This window comes from Halomonas sp. CnH100-B, assembly GCF_024124605.1.
Taxonomy (GTDB): domain Bacteria; phylum Pseudomonadota; class Gammaproteobacteria; order Pseudomonadales; family Halomonadaceae; genus Vreelandella.
Map to the genome: position 1 here is coordinate 89,201 of NZ_JAMXRX010000006.1, position 11,717 is coordinate 100,917.

Below are 11,717 nucleotides of genomic sequence, written 5' to 3' on the forward strand. Positions count from 1 at the left end.
CCTCTCTTTTTATAAACCGCATGCAACTTACTGCAACATACTGGGCAGCCAGGTGGCCAAGCCGGGAAAGACGATCAGCACCGCCACCAGCAACATCGAGCAGAGAATATAAGGTATCGCTGCTGAGTATATTTCACGCATGGTGGTCCCAGCGGGCGCAACGCCTTTCATAACGAAGAGCAATAGCCCCAAGGGAGGCGTCGAGAAGCTGATCTCTAACGCTAGCAAGACCACTACCCCAAACCACACTAGATCGAACCCTAACGCTTGAGCCAGCGGGAAGAAGATCGGTACGGTCAGCATCATAATAGAGATCTGCTCCATGAAAGTGCCTAGCACCAGCAGCACCGCAAACATCGCCAGCAGCATTAGGATAGGCGATAGGTCGAAGCTGGTAGCCCAGCTAATCAGCCCACCCGAAGCTCCTGAGAAACCGAGCAACTGGCTGAACGTGGCCGAGCCGAACACAATCAAGTAGGCCATCAAGGTGACTTTTAATGCCCCGGTGACCGATAGTTTGAACGCTTCCCATGTCATGCAACGGAAGATAAACGCCAAAATAATGACGCCCAACGCTCCAAACGCGGCTGCCTCAGAAGGCGTGGCAAAACCAATCAGCATCAACGCCACAATAACGACCATCACACTCAGCATCGGCAGAATATCGGTCACTATCAGTTTTAACTTAGCCTTCAGTGGTACCGGTTCAAGCTCATAGTTTGGCGCCGCCAAGGGGTCCAGCTTCGTTTGAATAAAGATAGTGGCGATATAGAAACCTGCCAGCGTCAGCCCCGGTAAGATACCCGCAATCAGTAGCGCACCGATATCTACTTTTGCCAACGTTGCTAATAGTACCGCTAGTGCAGAAGGCGGAATAATAATCGCAAGACCGCCAGTGCCCAGGATCGGCCCAATGGCCATTTTCTTTTTATACCCTCGGCGCTCCATTTCAGGCACCAGTAGCGACCCCATCAAGGCGGTGGACCCCATCGAAGAACCACTTAAAGTGGAAAATGCCGTGCCGCCCACGACCGTTACGTAAGATAAACGCCCCGGCACTTTGCCCATCAATTGGTCGACGGCATTGAACATTTTCATGCCCAAACCGGTGCGGAAGAACAGTTCACCCATCAACAAGAAAAGCGGGATCGGCACTAAGTTGAAGCTAGAGAGCGCGCCAAAACCGTTGTTGAGCATCTGTAGAATGCCCGTTTGTCCGCCCATAAAGTGCCACGCGCCAATCACATTGGCGGCTAAAAATGCCAGGGCGATGGGCGTACCAATCGCCATAAAGATCAGGATGAGCGAGAGTAAAAAGGCGAGCGCAAAGTACCATTCCATTATTCTTTAATCCCCGCTTCGCCGCTGTGAAGAATGTCATGACCGACCACAAAGCGGCCAAACTCAATCGCCATCAGTGTAAAACTGATGGGAAATACAATGGTCAAGATCCACTTAGGCACAAAGTAAGCACGCACGTCATAATCGGTACGCTCTATATTCATTAACACTAAGTCCAACCCCTTCCACGCCAGAACGCCGCAGACCACTACGCACAGTAGCGACACGCCTCGGCTGAGCACATTCAGTACGGGCGGCGGCAGCACCGATGTTAGCAATTCAATATGTACGTGGCCTTTTTGGCGCACCAACCACGGTGCTCCTAATAGCGTGAGGTAGAACATGGCGTACTCGGTGGAAAGAAAGAACCAAGCCGATGGCTGAAGCCCTAAGTTGCGAATAATCACCGAGAGCACCACTGCCACCATCAGCCAGACCAGCATGATGGCGGCCAGTAGGGCCATGCCGTTTAGCAGCAGCAGGTAGCCGCGTTGTGCGTAGCGCATAAGAAACCCTGGAAAATAGCCACACAAACGGGGCGCTCGATTACTCGGCGCCCCCTACGTTTTATAGATCGTTGAATTTTTCGATCAGCGTATCGTAGTGCTCAAGCCCCATGGGATGACGCTCCATCTGGCGACGCATGCGTTCCCAGGTGGCATCACGGGCCGCATCGGAGAAACGCTGTGCCGCTTCGCCTTCCAGTGTCACCACTTGCATACCATCGGCTTCAAGTTGCGCCTGCTGTTCCTCGGCTAGCTCAGCCAGTTTTTCAGCGCTTTCACGCTCATGCTCAATTGCCACTTCCTGAAGGATCTGCTGGGACTCTTCGCTCAGCTGGTTCCACTTATCCAGGTTGACGATAACGCCCATGTCCGTGGAGAAGAAGGCAGGGTCCACCCGGTAGTTCAGGAAACGGTCCCAGTTGAGGTCTTTCAGGCCAATCTGAGTCCAACCGGTGGCATTAACCACGCTACGCTCCAGGGCGGCATACACATCAGTGGTCGGCAAGCTAATCGGCTGCGCTCCCAGATAGTCCTGGAAGAAGGCATCATAAACAGGGTTACTGCGCAGGCGCAGGCCTGAAATACTCAGATTGCCTTCTTCGTCCATACTAGGCTCGTCAATGGTGTAGAGGTTGTAGCTGACACCGCTATCGAACCAACCCAGATAATAGGTGCCCATTTTTTCCTGGTGGATCTGGTTGAGCAGGTCGATACCACCATTTTCACGGGCATAGATGGCATTGGTATTAGACGCCACCATGGCATCGCGTTCCGGCACGGTACCGGCGTAAAAGCTGGCAGCGGTATACGCCATATCCACCACGCCATTACGCACCGCATCAGGTTGCTCGGAAAGGCCGATCACTTCAGGACCGCCACGCACGTTGATCTGTACCACCCCTTCACCGCGCTCGTTTACCTTATCAACAAACTCTAAAAAGCTTTGCGTGTAGATTAAGGAAGGCGGAAAAGCATGAACGGCATTGATTTGATCAACCGCCAATACGTGAGTCGAAGCCAAGGCGGTAAGCATGCCCAGGGTGAGTGTTACTTTTTTCATTCGTTTGTCTCCTGCACAAGGTGATCTTTTATAGCGGTTGTTGTGTTGATCTATTTTTGAAACCTGTTGATGCAAGCGTGCTGTTATTTTTTTAAATACCTAGAGTGCTGAGCTTACCCCTTGCTGATGATGTCACTCTCTGGAGGCTTAGGAATTGCCCAGGAGAACTGCTCCTCATAATCTGCTGCAAACCGACTGATCGTGTCAGCGTGCTGTCGAGTCATATCGATATCATCCCAGCCATTCAGCAGCTTGGTTCGCCACACCGGGCTAATCGTAAAGCCCACTTCCACCTCAGCAACCCGAATAATCTGTTGCTCCAAATTGACGTAGATAGTGGCAGGAGAATTGCCAAGGGCTGCCAGCAAACGCTCAGCGTCCTCCTCCTCCACGACCGCTGGCAGCAGGCCATTATTGACGGCGTTAGAGGCGAAGATATCGCCGAAACTCGGTGCCACGACGCAGCGAAAGCCGTAGTCCACCAGCGCATAGACCGCCGCTTCACGGGAGGAGCCAGCACCGAAATTACGGCGGCTAACCATCACCTCTGCGCTCTCCCCACCGGGGCGGTGCAGAATAAAATCAGAATGGGCAGTGCCCTGCTCATCATGGCGAACGTCGTACAGCAGGAACTGGCCGTAACCTACGCTGCGCGGCTCTTTCATAAAGCGCGCGGGAATAAGCTGGTCGGTATCGATATTCGCAGTGGGCAATGCTACGCCCAGAGTGTCTAATACAGTAATCGGCTTCATGAGTGCGCTCCTGTTTGCATCCGCTTGGGCACTGTTAGTTGGCGCACATCCGCTAAGTGGCCGTGTATGGCGGCAGCGGCCACCATGGCTGGCGACATCAAATGCGTACGCGCCCCTGGCCCCTGGCGACCCTTGAAGTTGCGGTTGGTGGTGGAAGCACAGCGCTCGCCGCTCGCCACCAGATCACCGTTCATCCCGACACACATAGAGCAGCCAGAGTGGCGCCACTCAAGCCCGGCATCGATAAAAATGCGGTCCAGCCCTTCTGCTTCTGCCTGAGCCTTCACCAGCGTGGAGCCGGGCGAGACCATACCGGGCACGCGGCTTTTGTGGCCCGCCAGCACCGCCGCCGCAGCACGCAAGTCTTCAATACGTGCATTGGTACAGGAGCCAATAAATACCCGATCAATGGTGATATCAGTGAGCTTTTGCCCCGCCGTTAGTCCCATATAGGACAAGCTATCCCGGGCTTGGCGCGCTTTCGCCGGATCGTTCAACTGGTCAGGATCAGGCACCGCCCGGTCGATCGGCAGCGCTTCTTCGGGTGAAACACCCCAGGTTACTGTCGGCGCAATCTCATCGGCATGCAGCGTTACCTCTAGGTCAAAGCGAGCATCCGGGTCGCTGTGCAGCGTGGACCAGTACGCACAGGCTTGTTCGAAGGCATCGCCTTTCGGACTCCAGGGGCGCTCGCGCAGATAGTCGAAAGTCGTTTGATCGGGAGCGATCATGCCGCAACGGCCACCGCCCTCAATGGAGAGGTTGCACAGCGTTAAGCGCGCTTCCATGGAGAGCGAGCGAATCGCTTCACCGGCGTACTCGATGGCGTAGCCCCGTGCACCATCGGCACCCAACCGAGCAATCCAGGTGAGCGCGATATCCTTGGCGGTAATGCCTTCGGCCAGACGGCCTTCCACCGTGATGCGCATCACCTTGGGCTTGCTTTGCCACAACGTTTGAGTAGCCAGCACGTGGGCGACTTCTGATGCGCCAATGCCAAAGGCAATGCTGCCAAAGGCACCGTGGGTAGCGGTATGGCTATCGCCACACACCATCACCATCCCGGGCTGAGTGAGCCCCTGCTCCGGCCCGAGCACATGCACGATGCCCTGGCGAGGGTCATCCAGGCCAAACAGCGTCACACCATGTTGCTGGGTATTGTGGGAGAGCTGCTCGATCATTGAGCGCACTTTGGGATCAGCAACGCCTGCCAAATCACGGGCTAGCGTCGGGACATAATGGTCAGCAATGCCAAAGGTTAAATCGGGCCGGGCAACGGGCAGAGCTCGCTCAGCGAGTTTATTGAAGGCGTGAAAGGAGCCTTCATGGACAAAGTGACGGTCAATCCACAGCAGGCTTTGACCGCTTTCACTGCGGTGGACCTCGTGGGCGCGCCAAACTTTGTCAAACAGCGTTGTTGGGGTACTCATGGTTTTCGCTCGTTGCCTCGGCCTTCGTTAGACTTGTCATCACCACCCCAATACAACTAGCGCAATCTGACAACACAGGTCAAATGTATTTTTTACAATTTTAAATCTGTATTAAATTTAATACATTAAAAATATAGCCTAATGCGCTACTCGTCTTTCCCGGCGGTGGGCATTCCACCAACCTTCGGCTCCCAATAACGAGAGTTGTCATCACCGTTTCGCTCAAGGTCGATCTGGAAGCGGTAACGATCCGGGCGATAGAGCGCATCGAGATGCTCCACCCCACGCCCCTGCTCGTCATACACCACGCGAGTGAGCGAGATCAGCGGCGAGCCAACCGCCACATCCAACGCTTGAGCGACCTCATGACTCGCAAGCGTCGCAGAAATGGATTGGGAAGCGTGATCCACCTTCACGCCACTGCGCTCCAACAGCACGAACAGTGGTGTATTCGCCAGATCCATCTCGTTGTAGTGCAGGGCGATAGTTTCCGGCACGTGGGTTACCAAATGAGAAAACGGCTTATTGTCGACCATTCGCACACGCACTGAACGCTGCACCTTTCCGCCCTGAGCCATGCCCAACCGCTCACGGATCATTTCCGGCGGCGGCACATAAGCAAACTCCAGTAGCCGCACCTGAGAGGCTTGACTCATCTTGACCATATTGGGCATCAGGTTAGACACACTGGCGGTCATCACCGTGGCATCCAACGGCTGCTCCAGCACCACCGTGCCGACCCCTGCCTTACGGGTCACTAAACCTGCGGTTTGAAGCGCTTCCATCGCTCTTCGAACAGTCACGCGTGAAACGCCGTGCTGTTCTGCCAATTTGTTTTCCCCAGGCAGCTTGCTATCGGCAGGCAGCCGTCCGCTCAAGATCGCATCTTTCAACAGCAGATAAATCCGGTGTGATTTGGTGCCGCCCACCGCAGAGGGTTGTGCCTCACTCATCCATGCCTCTCCTCAGGATGTTGTTCAAAAAAATTCGTATCAGGCTTGACGAAGGGACAATAATAGACATAAAAATGTATTACATATAATACATATCAACAGCCAATAAATAACACAATTACTGCCGCTTGAAAGCCATTATTACAGAAATCGGCAGCATGAGAGTCGACGATGCTTAACCTGCACAGTGGAACCAAAGAGCACCATGGCATTGCACAGGTGCGTGCTTTTTTAAGCGCCATGGAAGACCGCGATTTGCCCCGTGCCGAGCGCTACCTGGCAGCAACGGTCACCATCCGTTTTCCCGGCTCGCCGACCATGAGCCGACTGAGTGAAGTTGTGGAGTGGGCACAGGCACGCTATCGCCAAGTGCACAAAACATTTCACGCAGTAGACCTTTGCAGTGACCAGCAACGATGTGCCAATGCAGACCACTGCGTAGTGGTGTGCCACGGAGAATTATCAGTGGAGTGGCTGGATGGCAGCACGTCGAACGGCGTGCGCTTTATTGACCGCTTTGAATTAACCGATGGCCTGATTACCCGCCAGGAAGTGTGGAACGACTTGGCGCTCGTACGCCGCTAATACCCATCAGATGCAAACGCTTACCCAACAATGATGAGACCGCTATGACACGCCAACACCTTACGTCACCACAGGCTGCTTCTCCACAGGCTTCACACCAGCCCGCTCAACTTAAACAGCTGTTGCAGGCTCCCCCCATTGTGGTCGCTCCCGGCGTGTTTGACGCACTCGGCGCGTCACTGGCCGAACAGGCTGGGTTTGATACCGTCTACCTTTCGGGTGCCAGCTTGGCGTACACCCAACTGGGGCGGCCCGATATTGGCCTTTTGAGCATTACCGAAATTTGCACCGCCATGTCGCATATCCGCGAACGCACCAATCTTTCCGTGGTGGTGGATTGCGACACCGGCTTTGGCAACGCCATGAACGTGATGCGCAGCGTGCGTCTGCTAGAGCGCGCAGGCGCCAACGCCATTCAGTTGGAAGACCAGACTTACCCTAAACGCTGCGGCCATCTGCGTGGCAAAACGCTGGTTTCCAAGAGCGAAATGGTCGGTAAATTGCATGCAGCACTGGATGCGCGAGAAAATGATAGCACGCTTATTATTGGCCGCACCGATGCGTTAGGCGTGGAAGGCACCGACAGCGCCATCGAGCGCGCCCAGGCTTACTATGAAGCGGGCGTGGACATGCTGTTTATCGAAGGTATCCGCACCGACGACGATATCAGCAAGATCATGGCCCAGTTCAAAGGCAAAGTGCCGATCATGGCCAATATGGTCGAGGGTGGAGACACACCGCTGCAGAACGCCCAGGCGCTGGAAGCGCTGGGTTTCTCGCTGGTGATTTTCCCTGGCGCGTTGGTGCGAGCGATTACCCACATGGCCAGTCGCTTCTTTGCCACGCTGAAACAGGACGGCACCACCGACGCCTTCCGTGACCAGATGCTCGACTTTAAACAGCTCAACGACTACCTAGGCACCCAAGCGATGCTGGAGCTTGGCGAGCAGTACGACAATCGCTAATCAAACACTACCAAGGCACCATCCAGGCGCTCACCGCTTAGCCACTAACAATGATGAGTCAGGAGACAACCATGCAGACCACCGATAAAACGGCAAAAGAGATCTTTCACGACGTGATGGCCAACCCTCAGCGGGTGCCCTTTGGCTTTGGCAAAAAAGCTGTGCTGGTCAATGTAGACCCCCAGAAGGCCTACACCCGTACCGATCTCTTCAAGACCGCCTACGAAAACGACCCCAAACAGCTGGAGTATACGAACCAGTTGGCGCGCGGCTTCCGGGAGAAGGGCTGGCCGGTGGTCTGGACTCATGTCGCCTTTCTGGACTCCGCCGAAGATGCGGGCGTGTGGGGCACCCGCACCGACACTCCCGATTCACTGCAAAACATCAAGTACGGCTCCGAGCGCGCCGAATTCGACGAGCGCTGCGAAATCGACCGCAGCCGCGACGTGATCTACACCAAGCGCATGCCTTCGGCCTTTTTTGAAACGCCGCTGCAGTCCCTGCTGGTATGGCACCAGGTCGACACAGTAATCATCACCGGTGGCTCTACCTCAGGCTGCATTCGCGCCACTGCCGTGGAGAGCCTGTCCCGTGGCTACCGCACCATCGTGCCGATGGAGTGCGTCGCCGATAAGCACGAAAGCTACCACTACGCCAACCTGACCGACCTGCACCTCAAATACGCCGACGTCATGCCCGTTGCTGACGTGCTGGCGTGGCTTGAGGGCGATGCATAAGGCGAGGAGCTAGCGATGAAAGAGTCACTTGGCGTTTACGATTACTGGGCCTACGACCAGCGCCCTAAAATTACTTGGCCCGGCGGAGCAAAGGTAGCCTTCTGGGTCGCCCCTAATATCGAGTATTACGAACTCGATCCGCCGCAGAACCCGAGCCGAAAGCCGTGGCCGCACCCTCACCCATCGGTACCCGGCTACAGCATTCGCGATTACGGCAACCGGGTGGGCCACCAGCGCCAAATGGCCCTGTTGGATAAATACGGGGTTCGTGGCTCTGTATCGCTTTCCGTAGCGCTCTGCGAGCACCATCCCGAGATTATCCAGATGTGCAAAGAGCGCGACTGGGAGTTCTTTAGCCACGGCATCTACAACACCCGCTACACCTATGGGCTCAGCGAAGCCCAAGAGCGGGCAATGATTCGCGACAGTATGGAAACCATTCACCGCCATACCGGCCAGGCCTGCGCGGGCTATCTGGCCCCTGCGCTCTCTCACTCTGAGCGCACTCTGGATCTATTTGCCGAAGTGGGCGAAGAGCTATTCGGCGATAAAGGCGGGATTTATACCTGTGACCTGTTCCATGACGATCAGCCAACGCCGGTGAGCGTTCGCTCCAGCAAGCGCTTTATCTCCATGCCCTACTCGCTGGAGATGAACGACACCATCGTCTACGCGGTGAACAAAGTGGAGCCGCGTCAGTACGCCACCATGCTCAAGCGCCACTTTGATCGCCTGTATTTAGAGGGCGCGGAGTCCGGCACGGTGATGTGCATTCCCACTCACAACTATCAGGTGAGCTGCCCCCATCGCATCAAGGCGTTTGAAGAGGCACTGGAGTACATCACCGGGCACCCGGATGTATGGGTCGCCACGGGCAGAGAAATCGCCGATTACTATCTCGAACACCATTACGATGCCGCCCTCGACAGCATCCAGGCCCAGGCCGCCACCGCACGCAGGGAGGGCTAATCCTATGGCATCCAAAGACATGGCGCTCAACGACGACTACCTCGATTACCCCTTGCGCCGCCACGGCTACGACCACGACCGCTATGCATGGTCGATGCTAAGTGAACGTACACCGGTCACCTGGCCCGAGGGTAAAACCCTGGCGGTGTGGATCAATATTTCGCTGCAGTTCTATCCGCTCAACCAGCGCGGCGAGCCGTTCAAAGTACCCAACGGCATGACCATGCCCTATCCGGACCTGCGCCACTTTTCGCTGCGGGATTACGGCAACCGGGTGGGTATCTATCGCGTGCTGAAAGCGCTGGCCGCGCACAACATCACGCCTACCTTTGCGATTAACGCGCAACTAGCTGAGCAGACGCTCTATTTGGTGCAGCGCTTGAAAGAGCACGGCGGTGAATTTATCGCCCACGGCTGGAACATGGATCACCTGCACTACGGCGGCCAACCGATTGAAGAGGAAGCCGAGCTGGTCAAACGCTCCGTGGACACGCTGCGGCGAGTGACCGGCCAACCTATTCGCGGCTGGCTAAGCCCCGCCAAGCACCAGAGTTTCAACACACTGGACCTGCTGGCAGACAACGGCATTGCGTACTGCGCCGACTGGGTGAACGACGACATGCCGTATGCTTGTGACACCAACACCGGCAGATTGACCATGATGCCGTTGGCCACCGAGATTGAAGATCAGTTCGTAATGAGCCAGAACCTGCACTCGGAAGATTCCTGGGTAACTCAGGTAAAAGACGCGTTTGATTTTCTGCTGGAAGAGTCCCGCGAGCAGGGCGGGCGACTGTTTGCCTTGAACCTGCACCCCTGGTTGGTCGGCCAGCCTCACCGGATTGCTTGCCTGGAAGACGTGCTGGCGCATATCAGCGGGCACCCGGACATCTGGCAGGCCCCGGCGGGTGAAATTCTAGATGCCTTCCACCCAGCTGCGGAGCAGGCGTAATGGCGATCATTCCCTACACACACGAAGGCTTTGATGCCCACCTTCCGCTGCTGATTATCGGCGCGGGGGCCTGCGGCCTGGTAGCGGCCCTGGCCGCCCAGGAAGCGGGCGTTGAGCTGGCTGTTTTAGAGCGCGACGCCCTGCCCCGTGGCAGCACGGCGATGTCGTCGGGGTTTATTCCTGCCGCCAATACGCGCTTTCAGCATGAGTTGGGCGTCACGGACTCTGCCGAGGCCATGGCAGAGGATATTCAAAAGAAGAATGGCTTTGAGGCCGACCCGAGCATCGTCGAACTGCTGGCCAGCCAATCCGGCCCAACCATCGAATGGCTAGCGGATCAGCATGGCGTGCCCTTTGAGCTGGTGGAAGGCTTTCTCTACCCCGGCCACCGCCACCTGCGCATGCACGCCACGCCCCGGCGCACCGGGGAAGAGTTGATGGGCGCGCTACTTAACGCCGCCGAAGCGGCAGGGATCGACATTCTGACCCAGGCCCGGGTAGTGGATCTACACGTGGACAGCACCCAACGCGTGCGCGGCGTCACCCTGGAGCGCCCAGACGGCAGCCGCGAAAGCATTGGCTGCGATGCGCTGGTTCTGGCCTGCAACGGCTATGGCGGTAACCCAGAGCTGGTGGCACGTTATCTGCCCACGCTGAGACACGCGCTGTATTACGGCCACGAGGGCAACCAGGGTGACGCCTTACTGTGGGGTCAGGAAATGGGCGCGAGCACCAAAGACTTAGGTGCCTGCCAAGGCCACGGCTCGCTCGCCACCCCTCATCAAACGCTGATTAGCTGGGCACTGATGATGCAAGGGGGCATTCAGGTCAACATCAAGGGCGAGCGCTTCTCCAATGAGCACGGCGGCTACTCCGAACAGGCCGCCAAGGTGCTGGCGCAGCCAGAGCAAGTGGCCTGGAATCTTTATGATGCCCGCATTCATGAGTCTGCCCAGGCGTTCGAAGATTACCGCAACGCCCAGGAGAGCGGCGCAGTACGCAGCTTCTCAACCCTGGAAGAGATGGCCACTGGCTTGAAACTTCCCCTTGGCGCACTGCAAGCCACCTTTGCCCAAATGCAGCAGCACGCTGAGCAGCAAACGGCCGATGCGTTTGGCCGCCGCTTTGATCCCGCCAACCTGCTTAAAGCCCCCTACTACGCCATTCGCGTCACCGGGGCACTATTCCATACCCAGGGCGGTTTAGAAGTGAATCGCAAGGCCCGCGTGCTCAATACACAGGGGCAGGCGCTGCCGAACCTGTTTGCCGCAGGTGGCGCGGCGCGTGGGGTGTCGGGCTCCAACGACAGTGGCTATCTTTCCGGCAACGGGCTGCTGAGTGCGGTGGTGCTGGGCGCAGTGGCCGGCAAAAGCGCCGCCGAGCTGCTGCACTTAAAGCTCAGTTCCGCCGCACTGCCTTAACCTGCATGAATGGCACACCACTCGCTTCCCGGGTGGTGTGCGGCAC

The 11,717-nt window shown here is 56.6% G+C and carries 12 protein-coding genes; 6 read left to right on the forward strand and 6 right to left on the reverse strand.

Translation table 11 applies throughout. The features are described from left to right. Nucleotides 1-27 precede the first annotated feature (27 nt). The 6 genes from NH398_RS14200 to NH398_RS14225 all read right to left on the reverse strand — a co-directional run bounded on the left by NH398_RS14200 (nucleotide 28) and on the right by NH398_RS14225 (nucleotide 6,042). Complete coding sequence (locus NH398_RS14200) at nucleotides 28-1,341, reverse strand: TRAP transporter large permease (protein ID WP_159341144.1); 1,314 nt, start codon at nucleotides 1,339-1,341, stop codon at nucleotides 28-30. Further along, on the reverse strand, nucleotides 1,341-1,847 hold the full coding sequence (locus NH398_RS14205; RefSeq protein ID WP_253019056.1) for a TRAP transporter small permease: 507 nt from the start codon (nucleotides 1,845-1,847) through the stop codon (nucleotides 1,341-1,343). Before NH398_RS14205 ends, NH398_RS14200 begins: the two co-directional genes overlap by 1 nt. 61 nt (nucleotides 1,848-1,908) lie before the next feature. Beyond that, complete coding sequence (dctP, locus tag NH398_RS14210; protein WP_253019057.1) at nucleotides 1,909-2,907, reverse strand: TRAP transporter substrate-binding protein DctP; 999 nt, start codon at nucleotides 2,905-2,907, stop codon at nucleotides 1,909-1,911. Between the two features lie 113 nt (nucleotides 2,908-3,020). Next, nucleotides 3,021-3,659 (reverse strand): 3-isopropylmalate dehydratase small subunit, encoded by a 639-nt coding sequence (leuD, locus tag NH398_RS14215; RefSeq protein ID WP_159341142.1) that lies wholly within the window; start codon nucleotides 3,657-3,659, stop codon nucleotides 3,021-3,023. After that, a complete protein-coding gene (gene leuC / locus NH398_RS14220; protein ID WP_253019058.1) occupies nucleotides 3,656-5,089 on the reverse strand; it encodes a 3-isopropylmalate dehydratase large subunit in 1,434 nt (477 codons plus the stop codon). The genes leuD and leuC overlap by 4 nt, the downstream gene beginning before the upstream one ends. Nucleotides 5,090-5,235: 146 nt before the next feature. Then, nucleotides 5,236-6,042 (reverse strand): GntR family transcriptional regulator, encoded by an 807-nt coding sequence (locus tag NH398_RS14225; RefSeq protein ID WP_253019059.1) that lies wholly within the window; start codon nucleotides 6,040-6,042, stop codon nucleotides 5,236-5,238. A 171-nt stretch (nucleotides 6,043-6,213) separates the two neighbouring features. Here NH398_RS14225 and NH398_RS14230 point away from each other — a divergent pair, with 171 nt between their 5' ends. The 6 genes from NH398_RS14230 (at nucleotide 6,214) to NH398_RS14255 (ending at nucleotide 11,671) form a co-directional block, all read left to right on the forward strand. Continuing rightward, on the forward strand, nucleotides 6,214-6,627 hold the full coding sequence (locus NH398_RS14230) for a nuclear transport factor 2 family protein (protein ID WP_253019060.1): 414 nt from the start codon (nucleotides 6,214-6,216) through the stop codon (nucleotides 6,625-6,627). A 44-nt stretch (nucleotides 6,628-6,671) separates the two neighbouring features. Then, on the forward strand, nucleotides 6,672-7,592 hold the full coding sequence (locus NH398_RS14235; protein ID WP_159341138.1) for an oxaloacetate decarboxylase: 921 nt from the start codon (nucleotides 6,672-6,674) through the stop codon (nucleotides 7,590-7,592). 71 nt (nucleotides 7,593-7,663) lie between these two features. After that, nucleotides 7,664-8,329 (forward strand): isochorismatase family protein, encoded by a 666-nt coding sequence (locus NH398_RS14240; RefSeq protein ID WP_253019061.1) that lies wholly within the window; start codon nucleotides 7,664-7,666, stop codon nucleotides 8,327-8,329. 15 nt (nucleotides 8,330-8,344) lie between these two features. Beyond that, the gene (locus NH398_RS14245) at nucleotides 8,345-9,298 is read left to right on the forward strand and encodes a polysaccharide deacetylase family protein (RefSeq protein WP_253019062.1); all 954 of its coding nucleotides are present in this window, start codon (nucleotides 8,345-8,347) and stop codon (nucleotides 9,296-9,298) included. 4 nt (nucleotides 9,299-9,302) lie between these two features. Beyond that, nucleotides 9,303-10,250, forward strand: coding sequence for a polysaccharide deacetylase family protein (locus tag NH398_RS14250; RefSeq protein ID WP_253019063.1), 948 nt, complete (start codon nucleotides 9,303-9,305; stop codon nucleotides 10,248-10,250). Then, nucleotides 10,250-11,671: an FAD-dependent oxidoreductase gene (locus NH398_RS14255; RefSeq protein ID WP_253019064.1), complete on the forward strand. Its 1,422-nt coding sequence runs from the start codon at nucleotides 10,250-10,252 to the stop codon at nucleotides 11,669-11,671. The genes NH398_RS14250 and NH398_RS14255 overlap by 1 nt, the downstream gene beginning before the upstream one ends. Nucleotides 11,672-11,717: the final 46 nt, after the last annotated feature.